The organism is Pseudomonas sp. O230 (assembly GCF_045447035.1).
In the GTDB taxonomy this organism is placed as follows: domain Bacteria; phylum Pseudomonadota; class Gammaproteobacteria; order Pseudomonadales; family Pseudomonadaceae; genus Aquipseudomonas.
In genome coordinates this window covers 339,265-354,738 of sequence record NZ_JBJGXN010000010.1, presented here as the reverse complement: position 1 = coordinate 354,738, position 15,474 = coordinate 339,265, and the positions used below count along the sequence as shown (strand labels likewise).

General features: G+C 58.1%; 26 protein-coding genes. 25 read left to right on the top strand and 1 reads right to left on the bottom strand.

Annotation, left to right across the window (positions count from 1 at the left end):
* Positions 1 to 3: 3 nt before the first annotated feature.
* The gene (locus ACI77H_RS23145) at positions 4 to 879 is read right to left on the bottom strand and encodes a S24 family peptidase (protein WP_407014058.1); all 876 of its coding nucleotides are present in this window, start codon (positions 877 to 879) and stop codon (positions 4 to 6) included.
* Between the two features lie 83 nt (positions 880 to 962).
* Here ACI77H_RS23145 and ACI77H_RS23140 point away from each other — a divergent pair, with 83 nt between their 5' ends.
* From ACI77H_RS23140 to ACI77H_RS23020, 25 genes are all read left to right on the top strand, one after another.
* Positions 963 to 1,202, top strand: coding sequence for a hypothetical protein (locus tag ACI77H_RS23140; RefSeq protein WP_407014026.1), 240 nt, complete (start codon positions 963 to 965; stop codon positions 1,200 to 1,202).
* 35 nt (positions 1,203 to 1,237) lie between these two features.
* Positions 1,238 to 1,441 carry a hypothetical protein gene (locus ACI77H_RS23135; protein WP_192416168.1) on the top strand — a complete coding sequence of 68 codons (204 nt, stop codon included), beginning with the start codon at positions 1,238 to 1,240 and terminating at the stop codon, positions 1,439 to 1,441.
* Between the two features lie 21 nt (positions 1,442 to 1,462).
* On the top strand, positions 1,463 to 1,654 hold the full coding sequence (locus tag ACI77H_RS23130) for a hypothetical protein (RefSeq protein WP_407014025.1): 192 nt from the start codon (positions 1,463 to 1,465) through the stop codon (positions 1,652 to 1,654).
* Positions 1,655 to 1,800: 146 nt separating this feature from the next.
* On the top strand, positions 1,801 to 2,403 hold the full coding sequence (locus ACI77H_RS23125; protein WP_407014024.1) for a hypothetical protein: 603 nt from the start codon (positions 1,801 to 1,803) through the stop codon (positions 2,401 to 2,403).
* Positions 2,404 to 2,548: 145 nt separating this feature from the next.
* Positions 2,549 to 3,277 (top strand): Rha family transcriptional regulator, encoded by a 729-nt coding sequence (locus ACI77H_RS23120; protein ID WP_407014057.1) that lies wholly within the window; start codon positions 2,549 to 2,551, stop codon positions 3,275 to 3,277.
* On the top strand, positions 3,277 to 4,080 hold the full coding sequence (locus tag ACI77H_RS23115; protein ID WP_407014023.1) for a DnaT-like ssDNA-binding domain-containing protein: 804 nt from the start codon (positions 3,277 to 3,279) through the stop codon (positions 4,078 to 4,080). The genes ACI77H_RS23120 and ACI77H_RS23115 overlap by 1 nt, the downstream gene beginning before the upstream one ends.
* Positions 4,070 to 4,864, top strand: coding sequence for an ATP-binding protein (locus tag ACI77H_RS23110; protein WP_407014022.1), 795 nt, complete (start codon positions 4,070 to 4,072; stop codon positions 4,862 to 4,864). Before ACI77H_RS23115 ends, ACI77H_RS23110 begins: the two co-directional genes overlap by 11 nt.
* A 94-nt stretch (positions 4,865 to 4,958) precedes the next feature.
* Positions 4,959 to 5,732, top strand: coding sequence for a hypothetical protein (locus tag ACI77H_RS23105; protein ID WP_407014021.1), 774 nt, complete (start codon positions 4,959 to 4,961; stop codon positions 5,730 to 5,732).
* Positions 5,729 to 5,971 (top strand): hypothetical protein, encoded by a 243-nt coding sequence (locus tag ACI77H_RS23100; RefSeq protein WP_407014020.1) that lies wholly within the window; start codon positions 5,729 to 5,731, stop codon positions 5,969 to 5,971. Before ACI77H_RS23105 ends, ACI77H_RS23100 begins: the two co-directional genes overlap by 4 nt.
* Positions 5,968 to 6,369, top strand: a complete 402-nt coding sequence (locus tag ACI77H_RS23095; protein ID WP_407014019.1) for a recombination protein NinB — start codon at positions 5,968 to 5,970, stop codon at positions 6,367 to 6,369. Before ACI77H_RS23100 ends, ACI77H_RS23095 begins: the two co-directional genes overlap by 4 nt.
* Positions 6,366 to 6,674, top strand: coding sequence for a hypothetical protein (locus tag ACI77H_RS23090; protein ID WP_407014018.1), 309 nt, complete (start codon positions 6,366 to 6,368; stop codon positions 6,672 to 6,674). The genes ACI77H_RS23095 and ACI77H_RS23090 overlap by 4 nt, the downstream gene beginning before the upstream one ends.
* Entirely contained in the window at positions 6,671 to 7,003 is a 333-nt protein-coding gene (locus ACI77H_RS23085) for a hypothetical protein (protein ID WP_407014017.1), read from the top strand. The genes ACI77H_RS23090 and ACI77H_RS23085 overlap by 4 nt, the downstream gene beginning before the upstream one ends.
* Entirely contained in the window at positions 7,003 to 7,587 is a 585-nt protein-coding gene (locus ACI77H_RS23080) for a recombination protein NinG (protein ID WP_407014016.1), read from the top strand. Before ACI77H_RS23085 ends, ACI77H_RS23080 begins: the two co-directional genes overlap by 1 nt.
* Positions 7,584 to 8,165: a hypothetical protein gene (locus ACI77H_RS23075; protein WP_407014015.1), complete on the top strand. Its 582-nt coding sequence runs from the start codon at positions 7,584 to 7,586 to the stop codon at positions 8,163 to 8,165. Before ACI77H_RS23080 ends, ACI77H_RS23075 begins: the two co-directional genes overlap by 4 nt.
* A gap of 180 nt (positions 8,166 to 8,345) precedes the next feature.
* Positions 8,346 to 8,669, top strand: a complete 324-nt coding sequence (locus tag ACI77H_RS23070) for a phage holin, lambda family (RefSeq protein WP_407014014.1) — start codon at positions 8,346 to 8,348, stop codon at positions 8,667 to 8,669.
* Complete coding sequence (locus ACI77H_RS23065) at positions 8,666 to 9,043, top strand: hypothetical protein (protein ID WP_407014013.1); 378 nt, start codon at positions 8,666 to 8,668, stop codon at positions 9,041 to 9,043. The genes ACI77H_RS23070 and ACI77H_RS23065 overlap by 4 nt, the downstream gene beginning before the upstream one ends.
* A 210-nt stretch (positions 9,044 to 9,253) precedes the next feature.
* The gene (locus ACI77H_RS23060) at positions 9,254 to 9,541 is read left to right on the top strand and encodes a hypothetical protein (RefSeq protein ID WP_407014012.1); all 288 of its coding nucleotides are present in this window, start codon (positions 9,254 to 9,256) and stop codon (positions 9,539 to 9,541) included.
* A complete protein-coding gene (locus ACI77H_RS23055; protein ID WP_407014011.1) occupies positions 9,538 to 9,759 on the top strand; it encodes a hypothetical protein in 222 nt (73 codons plus the stop codon). Before ACI77H_RS23060 ends, ACI77H_RS23055 begins: the two co-directional genes overlap by 4 nt.
* Complete coding sequence (locus ACI77H_RS23050; protein ID WP_407014010.1) at positions 9,756 to 9,944, top strand: hypothetical protein; 189 nt, start codon at positions 9,756 to 9,758, stop codon at positions 9,942 to 9,944. Before ACI77H_RS23055 ends, ACI77H_RS23050 begins: the two co-directional genes overlap by 4 nt.
* Before the next feature lie 185 nt (positions 9,945 to 10,129).
* On the top strand, positions 10,130 to 10,381 hold the full coding sequence (locus ACI77H_RS23045) for a hypothetical protein (protein WP_407014009.1): 252 nt from the start codon (positions 10,130 to 10,132) through the stop codon (positions 10,379 to 10,381).
* A gap of 9 nt (positions 10,382 to 10,390) precedes the next feature.
* Positions 10,391 to 10,942: a hypothetical protein gene (locus tag ACI77H_RS23040; protein ID WP_407014008.1), complete on the top strand. Its 552-nt coding sequence runs from the start codon at positions 10,391 to 10,393 to the stop codon at positions 10,940 to 10,942.
* Positions 10,920 to 11,438 carry a hypothetical protein gene (locus ACI77H_RS23035; protein ID WP_407014007.1) on the top strand — a complete coding sequence of 173 codons (519 nt, stop codon included), beginning with the start codon at positions 10,920 to 10,922 and terminating at the stop codon, positions 11,436 to 11,438. The genes ACI77H_RS23040 and ACI77H_RS23035 overlap by 23 nt, the downstream gene beginning before the upstream one ends.
* Position 11,439: 1 nt before the next feature.
* Complete coding sequence (locus ACI77H_RS23030) at positions 11,440 to 12,927, top strand: terminase (RefSeq protein ID WP_407014006.1); 1,488 nt, start codon at positions 11,440 to 11,442, stop codon at positions 12,925 to 12,927.
* On the top strand, positions 12,927 to 14,390 hold the full coding sequence (locus ACI77H_RS23025) for a DUF4055 domain-containing protein (RefSeq protein ID WP_407014005.1): 1,464 nt from the start codon (positions 12,927 to 12,929) through the stop codon (positions 14,388 to 14,390). Before ACI77H_RS23030 ends, ACI77H_RS23025 begins: the two co-directional genes overlap by 1 nt.
* Positions 14,365 to 15,453: a minor capsid protein gene (locus ACI77H_RS23020; RefSeq protein ID WP_407014004.1), complete on the top strand. Its 1,089-nt coding sequence runs from the start codon at positions 14,365 to 14,367 to the stop codon at positions 15,451 to 15,453. Before ACI77H_RS23025 ends, ACI77H_RS23020 begins: the two co-directional genes overlap by 26 nt.
* Positions 15,454 to 15,474: the final 21 nt, after the last annotated feature.

Below are 15,474 nucleotides of genomic sequence, written 5' to 3'. Positions count from 1 at the left end.
GGGTTACACCGGCTGTCCGTTCCACACGTAAAGCACCCGAGCCAGGATGTAGGTATCGTCTACACGAATATCCTCAGGGTCGTGGTGCTTGTTGTCCGAGATCATCTTGAATCGATCCTTGCCTTTCTTTTGAAGGCGCTTCACGTACAGCATTTCGTCGTGGGAGAACAGATAGATACCGTCCCCAGTGAACTCCCTGATCGTGATGTCGACAAGTAGAGGGTCTCGATCCTTGATCGTCGGTGCCATCGATTGCCCCCACCCAGTGATCATCTTGAGATGGAAGTGCTCTTTGAACGCGACCCCCATCTCGCGCAGATGCTTGGGGCTGACACGAATATCTTGAAGCATTTCGGGGTATTCGTGCGGGATCTGCCCGCCACCCATCGCCGCGCGAACGTCGTAATGCGCAATCCATACCTCATCACCGACTTGGCCAGGACGGGAGAAGTCAACGTTGATGACGTTGCTCGCGCCCACCTTAGAAACTGTTTCCTGAATGGCTTCCGCAATTTTTTGCTTGGCCTCATCAGAAAGATTTTTGCCGTGTTTCGCGAGCATGTTTCGGACGATGTCTGCGGACGATGTCACTGATTTGTCCGCCGTTTTTTCTTCCGGCAATGCACCGGCGCCCGAAGGGCCTTCACCACTACCATGCTGAAGCCACTCAATTTTCACATTGAGGGCATCAGCAATTGCTCGCATTTTTGCCGGCCCCGGTAGCGACTCGCCATTCAGCCATTTGCTGGATGCTTTTGGGGTGACGCTGGCTATTTTCGCCAAGCGAACGCCCGCCCCCCACTGATCGATGCCTTGAGTAGACAGCGACTGCTTTAAGCGGGCGACAAATCCTGCGCGTAAATCTTCTATATGAACCATAGGTTCAATGTCGCACGCACTTGCATGTACTTTCAGTTCCGACATAATATGTACTGTAAGTTCATAATTGACCCGGAGGCCTTATGCGGCCGCTCAAGAAATCGATAGATGACGCTGGTGGCGTGCCGGTGGTTGCGCTGGCCTGCGGGAAGTCTCCTCGGGCTGTTTACAAATGGCTGACCGCCGACTGTCTGCCGCGCACGGAATACACCGGCGAGACCCGCTACGCCGAGCGGATTGCTGCTTTGGCCGCCGCCAATGGAAAGCCATTCGAACCGTCTTGGTTGCTTGTGGAAGCTCACCCAAAGAAATCCGCCGCCTAACCCAGCCCAATCACGCCCACCCCGGAAGTGAACCTATGGCCTACGACGACAAAGCGCACCGACATGAACACCAGGTGAAGGTGCGCCTCGATGACGAAGTCTTTCAGGAGCTCAAGGACGTTGCTCGCGACATGAAGCTGCAACATAGCGTGCTCAGCCGGGAAATCATCGAGGCGGCGCTTGAGGTCAGGCGAACGCTAGGCGAGTTGCCGTTTGAGCTGGAAAAGCGACAAGCCTGAACAGGCATAGGAGGGGGATTTATGCCCGGTGCAGAAGTAGAGCTCAGGAAGACCGCAACAGAAGAACTGGCGCGATGGGCGCTGGAGATCGGCATCACCCCGGACGCCCTGGCATCCGAGCTTTTGCGCCTGGCCATGCCGGGACTCAAGAAAGCGATCAGCGACAACGAGACGACCCACAGCAACGTGGTTGCCTTCCCTTCAACACGATGATTCTCGGCCCTTATTAGGGACCGCAGAGACGGAAGGGAAGGCGAGCTGGTCCCTGTTTCGGGACTGGAAGAAGAGTCGGTCATGGATGCGTCCTTGATCAGTAGTAGCGAATTGGCATGAACCCAGAATACGAACGAGAGAGCCTCATGGAAACGTCGAACTTGCGACACGAAACACGCGATGCGGTCTTGGTCGCCATTGCGCGCGACATGATCGCTCGTACGAGCATGAGCCAGGACGGCTTCGCGGAGCAGCTCAATCACCAGCTTTTTGACCGTGCTCCGGAACGCTGCAAGGAAAAGGGCTTTCCAGATCTGCAAGGTATGACCAAAACCGCAGACATGCAGGCTTACGGCCGCGCCTACAAGGCGTGGAGCAAGCGCGTCGAGCGCTGGCTTGATGACAGCGGCGATCGTATTGAAATCCCTTCGTGGATTGAAGAGTCGTGGGTTGCCGCGCTCGATCAGCCTTGGCGCGACCGCGCGCTTATTGAGCTGTCGAGTCGTTACGGCCTGCTGGCCGTTAAACAGATCGGTTCGAACATCGACGACGCACTACAGGTGTTCGCTGGCATCTCCACCAGCTTTGGTCATGTCGCCGGCTTGGGCGGGAAGGTTTTTGCGGACGGTGTGTTTGATCACAAAGACAAGGTCTATGCCGAGTCCTTCGAATCATTCTGCCGTTCGCTTGCCGCCCATGCGGTTGCAATGGCTGACCGCGCGGCGCTGGTCGCTTCGAAGATTCACTAAATCGCGGGCACAAAAAAACCGGGTTCACGGCCCGGTTCATTGCTACATCAACGAGGCAATAATGAATACACAATCTTCTCTCGTCAATACCCCAGTCAATGTCGCGACACGTTTTTCGAATTCTGAAAACGTGTCGCGTACCGTTATGTCTTCTCGCGAGATCGCCAACGTCACCGGTAAGCGTCACAACAACGTGAAGCGGGACATCGCGGCAATGCTGAAAGAGCTGAAATTAGATGTGCTCAGTTTTGAGCACATCTATCTGGACGGCCAAAACCGCGAGCAGGTCGAGTACATGCTCGACCGTGAACACACCGACTGCCTGCTCACCGGCTACAGCGCCCCGATGCGCATGAAGGTGATTCGCCGCTGGCGAGAGCTGGAGCATCAGCAGGGCGCCCGCGAGCAGGTCATGCTCAACGGGACCAAGGTTGTCGGCGAGCTTGCCATCCTCGAATGCTTCACGCGTCTGCTGAAGCCCGCGCCATCCAGCCAAGTGATGATGCTGAACCAGATCGCCGCCAACAACGGGCTCGACGCCAAATTCTTGCCGGGCTACGCCGTGGACGCAGCACCAGATGCTGTGGGCGGCTCATCCATGCCAACAAAGGCCGTCACCGCACTAATCAAAGACAACGCCATCAGCAGCACCGCGCCGGGCTTCAACCGCGCACTGGCCGCCAATGGCTTCCTCAAGCAGCTCCAGCGGAAAAACTCCAAGCAGGAAATGGTCGACTTCTGGTCGGTGACCGAGAAGGGCTTGGCCTACGGCAAAAACCTCACCAGCCCTCAATCCCCTCGCGAGACGCAGCCTCACTGGTATGTCGATCGCTTCCTCGAACTAGCCGACCTGATCGGCAAAGGCAGCAAGTAATGGCCGGAGACTGGATCAAATTCGAACTCGTGACGATGGACAAACCTGAGGTTTGCCAGATTGCGGACCTCGCTGATATCGATCAGGACGCGGTAGTCGGGAAGCTGATGCGCGTGTGGGCCTGGTTCGATCAACAAACTGAAAAAGGTAACGCTCCGAGCGTTAGCAAAAAGTTGCTCGACCGTTCCGTTGGCGTTACCGGTTTCTGCGAGCACATGAAATCGGTGGGCTGGATGGTCGAAGCAGACGGCGTTATTTCCCTTCCTCACTTCGAGCGACACAATGGGAAGACCGGTAAAAACAGGGCTTTGACGGCAAAGCGTGTGTCAAACCACAAGACCAAAGGTAACGCTGCCAGCGTTACTTCCGCGTTACCTAAAGAAGAGAAGAGAAGAGAAGAACAACACCACTCTCACACCGCGGCCGAAAACCCTCAGCCTGAATTTAATCTCGAAGCAGCTCCGGAACCTGTCGACCCAAAGGCCCCTGTCGAGATGACCCTGGAGTGGATGCCTGACGACAACCTCCTGAAGACCTACTGCGTCCACTTCGGTGTCTCAGCTGACCTGTTCACCCGTGAAGCCGTTGCCCCGTTCACTGCTCACCACGAAAGCACCGGCTTCCTGCAAGTCCAATCCAAATGGGTATCCCTGCTGGTCAAGTGGGTGAAGGACGACAAGCACCGCGCGAGCAATGTCCGCCAGTTCCCGAAACGTGAAACTCAATCCCGGCACACCGGATTCGCTGAACGCGACTACACCTCCGGCCTGATCACTCGCGAGGATGGCAGCTATGCGATCTGAAAACGTAATCGCCATGCCAAGCGCTACGCCGGCTCCGCAAAAGACCACCGGAGTCTGCGAGGACCACGGCCAGTTTTCGCAAACCGTGAACGTGATCTTCGGCAAGGTCTTCAAGACCGGTTGCCCCGAGTGCATGCGCATCGCGAAGGAAGAAGAGGCCGAGCGGGCCAAGATTCACGAACGCTACGAGCTCTCCGTCAAACTGGGTTCTGCACTGATTCCAAAGCGCTTCACCGACAAGACGCTCAATGGCTACAGCGCCGAGTCACCCGAGCAGAAAGAGGCGCTGCGGATCTGCCGCAAGTACGTGGACAAGTTTCCGGAGATCTCCGAAACCGGCCGCTGCCTGCTGATGCTGGGCAAGCCGGGGACCGGAAAAACCCACCTGGCTGTCGCGATCGCCAACGAGCTGATGCGCAAGACGGCTGCCACGGCCGTGTACCGCACTGTCGGCTCAATCCTGCACGACATCAGGTCAACGTACGGCGGCGGCACCGAGCGCACCGAGGGGATGATCCTATCCGGGCTGATTGCGCCGTCGCTGCTGGTTCTGGACGAGATCGGGGTGAGCAAGGAAAACCCGAGCGACTTCGAGCTGACGACTCTGTTCGCAATCATCAACGGTCGCTACGAGCAGATGCGCCCCACGGTGATCATTTCGAACCTGGACGGAAAATCTCTTCCGTCGGCGATGGGCGAGCGTTGCGTGGACCGTCTGCGGGAGGGTGGGGTGATCGTCATTCCGTTCGAGTGGGAATCTCAGCGCGGCAAGGAGGGTTTCTGATGAGCAACCAATCCCATTCAACCCTACCCGCAATCCTGGCTGGTTACGCCATCGGTTTCTTTTTCGTCTTCCTGATTGCAGTGGCGGTGACGGCATGAGCGATTACTCAAAATTGAAGGCATTGGCCGAGGCGCTGAATCGAGCAATCGAGCAAGCCGAGCATAAGCCGGGGCAGTGGTCCGAAACGGCGCAGAGCATGGGGGGAGTGTGTTGCCCGAACGAGCCGTTCCAAATTGGCAAGCCATGGGCCAAGGAAGAGCCATGGGCTAGCTTTAGCTACAAGCGCGACTCATGGCTGGCTGTTGCGGCTGTGAATGCGCTGCCGCAACTCATGGCCCTGATCGCCGAGATCGAGGAATACAAGGCTGTGGCCGAGCAGCCCGCATCCTTGAACGCTGTGCCGGCAACGGAATACGCGGTTTTGAAGCGACAGTTCTTTGCTCTGCGCAACTACGCGCTCTGCAAGGACAAACTGTCCGGCTACTACAGTCGAGAGCTCGAAAAAATGCGCGGGGTTGATCGCTCTCAGTCTGCCGTCGAGATTGATGCAGAGCGCGATATCAACGAGCAATTAACCAACGACCTATTGAGCGTGGAAACAGAGCGCGACGATCTCAAGGCCGAAATCGCAGGCCTCAAGACCGGCTACGAGGCGTATGAGGCGCAGAACGCGGCGTTGAGGTCTGAGGTTGAGGCGCTGCGCAAGAATTCTAATCGGTATCAGTGGTTGAAGAGCAACTCCTCCGTGATGCTCAAGAGGACCGTCAGCTATACGACCGATCTGGGCAGGATCAACACGATCTATCCCTCAGCCTCAGAGCTTGACGTGGCTCTCGACGCCGCCATGGGCAAGGGAGAGCAGTCATGAGCTACGCCAAACCTGAGAGCTACACCGATGCTGATTGGGAAATGGTTCAGGGCTACATGCGCGGCAAGGATTGCCTGCCGCCCCAGCGCCGGAATGTCGCCTACATGCACGGTTACATGAATGGCCAGTCTGATGCCAGTGGCATACCTCATGAGCGCGCCAACGTCCTGATCCGTCGCGCAAACATGATCCCGGGAATCACGCCGATGGCGCCGATCAATGCGGGTGGCCAGTCATGAGCACCGAGTTCGCAATCCGCGACCAGCGCGACGTAAACCGGCTGATGGGCTTCCTTCACGCATCCGACTTCACCAAACCGAAGGTAGTGGTGATCAAGGACGAGAAGCGCCCTGACGTCTGCAACCGGAAAATGTGGGCAATGCTCAAGGACGTATCCAGCCAGGTCGAGTGGTACGGCAAGAAGCTCTCGGATGAAGACTGGAAGCACGTCTTCAGCTCCGCGCTCCAGAAGCAAGACGTCGTGCCGGGTATCGACGGCGGCTACGTCGTGCTGGGCGTATCGACCCGCAAGCAATCACAGAAGTGGTTCAGCGATTTGTTCGAGCTGATGGGGGCGTTCGGCGCCGAGCACGGCGTGAAGTGGACCGAGCAGGACAAATGGGGGGGCAGATATTGAACAGCCAATTCAAGCCGGGCGACTTGGCGCTGATCGTGTCATGTCCGCTGGTGCCAACCCTGATCGGGCGCTGTGTGCAGCTGGTTGAGGGCATTGGGCCTGGCTGCGACTCTTTCTCCGCGCATGGCCCATGGTTTAACCGTGGGGATGCAAACGCCTGGGTGGTGGAGGCAGATGGCTTGGTTTCACTGACCATCAGCAAAACCCTCGTTGACCATCCGCGCTGCTGCATCGCTGAGAAATACCTCATGCCTCTGCGAGGCAATTTTGAATTCGGGCAGCAGAAAGCCAAGGAGGCTGTATGAAGAGTTTTTACTGGAGATGGGCGACATCCACGCTTTTCGGAGCGCTGTACCTCAAAAAGTACTGCCCGGAATGGGACGCAGCGCTTAACCGGCTGATCGACAAGCATTGGGAGTCAATTGATGTCGGTCCTCACACGGCAGCGCTTGGCGATGCGCAGGTTTGGATCAGCAACGCATTTTATTCGTATGGGACGCAGTATGGCGGCGCAGCCGAATTCCGCCCATCGGTCCGAACAATGCGCCGCCTGGACAGCCTGATCCGGTACATACAGGACAAGCAAGAGCAAGAGAAGCGCCAAGAACACCTCAAACAGATGGAGGGGTTCTAATGCTCGCCTCCAAGCAACCCAAACCCAAGACCTGCAAGAACCCAGCATGCAGGGACTCATTCGTCCCGCAGCGCCTTGGGCAGGCGGTGTGCAGTCCAAAGTGCGCGCTGGCCGTCGTCGAGGTGCAGAAGGCAAAGGAGAAGAAGTCCCTGGCCCTGGCCGGGCGCCGGGAGATCAAGGTGCGCAAGGAGAAGCTGAAGACTCGGGCGGATCACCTCAAAGACACCCAGACCGCTTTCAATGCCTGGATCAGGGCGCGTGATGCCGGTCAGCCCTGCATCAGTTGCGGCACGACGGCAGACGTTCAGTACTGCGCGGGCCACTACAGGACGACTGCTGCAGCGCCTGAGCTTCGCTTTGAGCCCCTCAACGTACATCTTCAGTGCAATCGCAATTGCAACATGGGCAAGTCGGGGAACCTTCTGGGGTATCGCCCACGGCTGATCGAGAAGATCGGAGCGGAGAAGCTGGAGTGGCTCGAAGGGCCGCACTCGCCGAAGAAGTACGCGATTGATGAGCTCAAGGCGCTGACTGCGCATTACCGGGCACTGACCAAAGAGCTGAAAAAGGGGGAGGCCGCATGAATATCAACTCTGCACGCCAAGCGTGGCACGACTGCACCTACAACCCGGCGCCCGGCCAAACATCGGACGTCGTCCAGCTCGGGGTGGTCGTTCAATCCACGGAGCGCGGCCCTACGGCGAATCACGCAATGCACAGCGCGCTCGCAGGTCACATCCAGTCGGCGATCGCCAGACTCCACCCGCAGGTCCGCCTGTTCGGCGAATACATGTATGCCGCCAATCGCGACGACGATATCCGCGAGGCGGCCGAGGAAATGATCTTCGGCATGGTGGTCTCGAAGTCCAAGCGCATGACCGCGGCGAAACGCGAAAAACTGGAATACGTGGTCAAGGGTGTGATGCGCCGATATCGCTACATGCACCAGGGTGGACAGTCATCAAATGACGACCCGATTAGCAAGCCCGAGGCGTTCCGTGCTTGGTTGCTCGCCGAGTACGGAATTAGCCTGGAATCATTCAATTGGGATCGTGATTGGGAGTGCATGGTCCGGCTCACTTTCGACTGCTGTGAGGACGTGGATCGGATGGCTTTGAGTCCAATCGGGGCGGCGATTTACAAGATGAAAGAGGCATCTTGACTTCCCGTGCGGCTGAGGGCATCATTTTGCCATATTGAGTATTTTGCCTACGGCAACTTGCTCCACAAACCCGGCCCTCGCGCCGGGTTTTTTCGTTTTCGGCCCCTCCACACCCATTGCTCCGAGCTGGGCGTGCAGTTGGAGCCGGATTTATCAATCTCCCCGAGGGGAGCAACCCGGATGCCTACCATGCCTGATAAGCCAGACACCTGGGCCAAGATCTGGCTGGCGTTGAGCAATCCGCTCTGGCAGGGCGCAATCATGGCCATCACCGTATCGTTGCTTCGAGTCATGTACGACGCGAAGGAAACCAGTAAGCGTCGGATCCTGTTCGAATCGCTGATCTGCGGATCGCTGAGCCTTGTTGCGTCCAGCGTGATTGAGTGGATGACCTGGCCGCCCAGCCTATCGGTTGCTGCTGGAGGGGCTATTGGGTTCCTCGGCGTGACTGCCATCCGTGAACTGGTGACTCGTTTTCTTGGTCGCAAGGCGGATTCAGCATGAAGGCCATTGCAGCGGGAATCATCATCGCCTTGGTGGCGTTCTTACTGGTAGGAATTCAGCAGTACCGCGTCGTCGCCTTGCGCGGTGAGGTAGCTGTCGAGACCCGCAGCAAGGACGACGCCATCAAGGCCAACGTTGAGAGCCAGGCCACCATCACTACGCTGCGCGCCGAGGCCGTGCGCAATGCCGCGTACACCGCCGACCTGGCCAAACGCATCAAGGCCAGCGAAGACAAAGCCAAAAAGGCGAGGAAAGACTTTGAAGATCTCAAGCGCAACAGCAAGCCTGTTCGTGATTGGGCTGCTCAGCCTCTTCCTGACGGCCTGCGCGGGAAAGCCGCCAGTGGTAACAAAGACTCAAGCCGTAAGAATTGAAGCGCCTGAGCTGATCCCCTGCGAGCGGGTAGATCAAGACCAAGCCGACCTTCGCCTCAACGGTGACGTGTGGGAGCTGAAGGATCAGGCCATCAAACTACTCGACACGTGCGCCGACCAGGTGGACGCCCAGATCAAGCGCAGTCAGAGCAAGTAATCCGCGACACGTTTCGCGAATCATCAAATTGTGTCGCGACATTGGAGAACATCATGAAATTTCGCAAAAAGCCGACCGTGATTGATGGCATCCAATGGAATGGCGGCAACTTGTTTGAGGTCGTCGAGTTCATGGGCGGTACTCCTGACATCAAAGGCAGCGTTGCCGCAGATAAGTGGACCGAGTATTCGTATAGCGTCCAGAAGAACGGGTTGACTGTCCAAACCCTCGAAGGCCCGTTGATTGCGCCTGTCGGCCACTGGATTCTGAAAGGAGATAAGGGCGAGTGCTGGCCGGTTCGCCCTGACTACTTTTCCGACAACTACGAGGCTATCGAATGAGCGACCAATCAGGCGATAACGCCCACTGGGTAAACGATGGGCGAGGGTTGCGGCTGGTTTTTATCGACGGCGAGCGCGTCAATTATGTGCTGTACGCCGACACCAAGGCCGGAATAGCAGTGGTGTGTGATGACCCGCCGACTTGCTTGGATGGCGAGCACATCGACTTCCACCCTGTATGGGGTGAGATCACCATGGTTCCTGTGGAGGGCGCATGACCAACGTCACCCGCCTGCGCCACGTCCTGCCGATGAGCCCGGACATCAACAAGGCCGTCAATGATCTGGATGGCGCCATCGCCAAGGCGGTAGACGCTGCCAAGGCTGCCGGCCTTCCTCAGGGCTTGGTCGTATCACTCCTGCACGGGCACGCCCAGGTGCAGACCAGCATCATGGTGAGCTGAATGGCCGCAGAGATTCACGACCTGGCTGCTCACAGACCTCACCTGACGGTGGAGGCTGAAGACGGCGTACATGTGATCCCTCTGGCCCTTGTGCACGAGGTTGTCTCGGGCGACAAGCCTTCAAGCACCCTGACCGAGCCTGTGGTTCGCCGAATCATTGCAGAGTGGATAGAGCGAGTGACCATATGAGCGTGAAGGTCGTTGAGTTCAAGCGGGAGGACTGGCGCGACGCCGCTAAGACCCTTCGCAAGATTGCTGATGATCTCGATGCCGGCGAGCATCCGGAATGTACTGTTGGCGCCTTAACCCTGATCGGCCCAAAAGGCGAGGTTACTGTGTTCGGGTTAGGGCCTAAGTGCGACGACCTGCAATGCTTGGGTGCCATGCGTCTGGGTGAGCAGAAGCTGATTGATGTGCTGCTGGACAGCCAAGACTAAGGATTCCCCATGACAACCAAGCAACCCGACTGGGAGGCGATCCGTGAAGCCTGCAGCTTGGCGGGGCTGCCAGGAGTCATCTATCACCACCTTCACCTAAAAGGAGAGGCATTCCTCTCTGGAGTGGTTCGAGGTCTGCTTGCGGCCGATAAACCGCACATCAGGATGTTTGATGGTGTTGTACCCGAGATCATCCGGGCCGAAGCCGAGTTCCCAGTTCCGCGGGGCCGGGTGGATTACCTGCTGATCCACGCGGATGGCTCGCTCACTGTATGCGAGCTGAAGGATGGCGCGAAGGGGAAGCAGCATGTCCTTTCAGGCTTGGGGCAATGCATCGCCTACGCAATCCAGATTGGCATGGCGAACGCTGGGGTGCCGAAAATACGTAAGGCTCTGGTCTTCTCTTCGTGGGGTAGACCAGAGGAAGAGTTGCTCGTGATGGATGCATGCCGCTCAGCCGGTGTTATCGCCGTACCAATGGGTGCCGAAGATGTTCATCGCGATTCAGTGATGAGTTTTATTGAAAGGAAAATCAGCAATGGCGACGAGAAAGTCCATTGACTGGGAATCTATAGAGGCCTCGTACCGCTCGGGCTCCCCGTCAGTCAGAGCGCTTGCAGAGAAACATGGCCTCACTGAGGGTGCGATTCGAAAGCGAGCAAGCAAGGAAGACTGGAAGCGGGATCTGACCGGAAAGGTTCAGGCTGCGACCAAAGAGAAACTGGTACGCACAAAAGTACGCACGGAAAGTACGCACCGCACTGATGCGGAAATTGTTGAAGCTGAGTCAGACATTCGTGCTGACTTGGTGTTGTCGCATCGGATTGATCTTGCTCAGTGGCGCGGTATTGCGAACAAGCTTTGTGATGCCTTATCCGATATGGATGTGAACGCTGACAACGCCGGCGACTTTGCCCGCTCCCTGAACGCTGGAGTCGATGCCCAGCTCAAAGTCATCAAGGGTGAGCGACAGGCTTACAACCTCGACACCGAGACCGGCGACAAGACAGTCAGCGACCTGGCTGCACTGATGGACGATCTATCGAAGGAAGCCTGACATGAAGCCCGAGCACTTGAAGCTGCTCCGGGATAAGCGTTGGAGGCTGAACAATCTCTACTTCATCACGGACAAGCAGGGCAAGAAGGTCCGCTTCCGGATGACGGACGAGCAGATCGAGTACTTCGATGGGATGCATACGCGCAACATCATCCTGAAGGCTCGGCAGCTCGGCTTCACCACTGAGTGCTGCATCATCCAACTGGACGCGGCGCTGTTCGAATCGGCCAAGTGCGCGCTGATTGCTCACACCCTGAACGATGCCAAGCGCCTGTTCCGGGAGAAGGTCAAGTATGCCTACGACAACCTGCCTGCTGAGATACGCGCTGCCAACCCTGCTTCTAACGATGCTGCTGGTGAGCTTGTGTTCAGCAAGGGCGGGTCGCTCTATGTGTCCACGTCCTTCCGGGGCGGCACGCTGCGTTACCTGCACGTATCCGAGTTCGGGAAGATCTGCGCCAAGTTTCCGCACAAGGCCCGCGAGATCGTCACCGGCGCCTTCGAGGCTGTCGCCACCGATTGCTTCGTCACGATTGAATCGACGGCGGAGGGCCGGGCGGGCTACTTCTTCGACTATTCGCAGAGCGCGGAACGCCAGCAACTGGCCGGCGTGCCCCTGGGCTTGCTGGACTGGAAGTTTTTCTTCTTCTCTTGGTGGAAGAACAAGGCCTACTGGCTTGACCCGACTGACGTGGTCATCCCGCAGCGCCTGACCGACTACTTCAACGAACTGCACGCCAAGCACGGAATCATCACGAACGGCGGCCAGCGCGCCTGGTACGCGGCCAAAGAGAAGACACTCGGCGACGACATGAAGCGGGAATACCCGTCGATCCCCGTCGAAGCCTTCCAGCAGTCGATTGAGGGCGCTTATTACGCGCAGCAGCTGACCAAGCTCTATGCCCAGCAGCGTATCGGCGTGATACCGAACAACAGCCACCTGCCGGTGATGACCTTCTGGGATATCGGCGTCGGCGACTCGACGGCCATCTGGTTCGTGCGCCAGGTCGGTGAAGAGTTTCACGTCATCGACTACTACGAGAACTCGGGCGAAGGCCTGCGGCATTACATGAAAGTGCTCAAGGACAAGGGTTACACCTACTCCGAGCACTGGGGGCCGCACGACATCGACAACCGTGAGTTCGGCAGTGACGCCAAGACCCGCCGCGAGCTGGCCCGCGAGGGCTACGAGATTGACGGGCAGAAATACAGCATGACATTCCAGGTGGTACCGAAAATCGGCATCAACGACGGCATCGAGCAGGTCCGGGAAATTCTTCCCCTCTGCGTGTTCGATGAGTCGAAGTGCGAGCAGGGCATCAACTGTATCGAGAACTATCGGAAGGAGTGGGACGACAAGCGCGGTTGCTGGAAAGACAAACCGCTTCACGACTGGACGTCTCACGGCTCCGACGGATTCCGGTACTTCGCTGTCGCCAAGAGCGCAAGGAAGCCGGCCACGAAAATCAAAATGGGGTTTGCACGCTAATGGCCAATGACGTCACATTTACCCGCCCCGAGTACAAGGCGGCTCAAAACCGCTGGCGCTTGGTGCGCGACGTCTGCAAGGGCTCGGAAACCATCAAGGCAGCCGGTGACAAGTATCTGCCTCGCCCGAATGCTTCGGACACCAGCCAGGACAACAAGGACCGATACGACGCTTACAAGAAGCGCGCCGTGTTCTACAACGCGACCGGCCGCACGAAACACAGTTTGGTGGGTGCGGTGTTTCGCACATGGCCGACGCTGGCTGTGCCGGGCGCGCTGGACTACGTGTCGAAGGATATCGACGGGCAAGGCGTAAGCGTTTACCAGCAGTCGCAGTCGGTCATCGGGCACCTGCTCGAAGTAGGCCGCCACGGGTTGCTGGTGGATTACGCGGCTGTGCAGCCTGGGTCGGTGAGCAAAGCGGACGAGCAAGCGGGACGCGCCCGTGCAAATGTCGCCAGCTACCCTACTGAGGCAATCATCAACTGGAAAACACGACAGGCCGGCGGCCAACATCTGCTGAGCCTGGTTGTGCTGCGCGAGACGGTCGACGTTGATACCGACGATGGCTTCGGCAGTGAGCAGGTCGTGCAATATCGCGTGCTGCGCCTCGATGCCGCTGGCGTCTACACCCAAGAGGTTTGGGAGGAAGGATCAAGCAAGACGGAAATGACAGTCGCGCCTTTCGCTCCGCTGAACGGCCTAGGCCAGCCGTGGAAGGTGATCCCATTTCAGTTCCTGGGCAGCGAGAACAACGACACCAGCGTTGATGACTCGCCGTTGTACGACATGGCTGAAATCAACATCGGGCATTACCGCAACAGCGCGGATTACGAAGAGGCCGCTTACCTGGTGGGCCAGCCTCAGCCGTGGATGTCCGGTCTCAGTGATCAATGGCGCGACCATTTGGAAGAGCAAGGCATCTTCCTCGGATCGCGCGCGCCGTGGTTGCTTCCTCAGGGTGGCGCCTGCGGGATGATGCAGGCGCAGCCCAATGCGCTTGCCAAAGAGGCCATGGACGCCAAGAAAGAAGACATGGTGTCGCTCGGTGCCCGACTGATCGAGCGCGGCAGCGCGGTGAAGACCGCAACCCAGGCTGACAACGACAGCGCCGCCGAACACAGCGTTCTCTCCCTGGTGGTGAGTAACGTCAGCGAGGCCTATAGCCAATGTCTGGTCTGGATGGCTGAGTTTGTGAATGCCAAGGGCGAGACCCTCTACAAGCTCAATCAGGACTTCAGCCAGATCACTCTCGACGCAACGATCCTGACCGGACTGTTCAATGCGGTGCAGGGCGGCAAGTTGCCGTCGTCTGACTTCTGGCAGTACTTGCGCGATCGCGGGGTGATTGATCCCGAGAAGACCGACGACCAGATCCGCGACGAGCTGGAAACAGAAAGCCCAGGACCTGCTCTAGATGACACCGAGGTAATCCCGAATGGCGGCAAACCAAGCAATCCTTGACGCCACGATCCGGCACGCTGTCTTCCTCGCGCAGCTGAAGTCGGGGGAGGTCGCCAAGTTCGGGCCATTCCTCAAGGAGATCGACCGCTCGATTCGTGAGCGGCTGACCCGGGCTGACCTGACGGATTACACCGTCGCTCGGCTGGAGCGGCTGCTGAGTGAGGTTGACAGCCTGCTGCTGGGCATATTCGACCGTTACAGCGAGAAGCTGAACCTCGACCTGATCGACATCGCCAACTACGAAGCTGAGTTCGAGGCGGCCAGCCTGACCCGGGCGGCACCGGTGGGCGTTTCATTTGATGCGGCAGTGCCTGGCGCTGCTGCGATCCGGGCAGCGATCCTCGGCAACCCGCTCAGCGTGCGCGGTGCGGACGGCGGTAAGCTGCTCAAGTCGTTCATTGATGGCTTCACCTCTACTGAGCGTCAACGCCTCACAGGCGCGATCAGGCAGGGCTTCTTCGAAGGCCAAACCAACTTCCAGATCATCAAGAACATTCGCGGGACCAAGGCGCTCCAGTACAACGACGGGATTCTGGCCACGACCAACCGGAATGCCGGCTCGGTCGTTCGGACAGCAGTGCAGCACGTCGCTACCCAGGCACGCATGGAGACGCTGAAAGAGAACGCCGACGTCGTGCAGGCGGTGGAATGGGTCAGCACGCTGGATACGAAAACGACCAGTCAATGTCGGTCGCTCGACAAGCAACGCTTCAAGCTGACCGAGGGGCCTCGGCCGCCGATCCACATCAACTGTCGCTCGACGGTCGTTGCTGTTACCCGCTTCAGCGCTCTGTTCGCCAAGGACGCCACGCGGGCATCCATCGGTGACGGTGGCGCCCAGCAGGTGAGGGCAGACCTCAGCTATTACGACTGGCTCAAGCAGCAGCCGGCAGCGTTTCAGGACAAGGCCATCGGCCCAGTTCGCGCCAAGCTGTTTCGCGAAGGTGGCCTGAGCATCGAGCGATTCTCGGAGCTGCAGCTTGATCGCAACTTTTCACCCCTCACCCTTGTGCAGATGAAGGCTCTTGAGCCGTTGGCGTTCGAACGGGCGGGCATCAAATAACACCCACAAATCAGCCTGTGC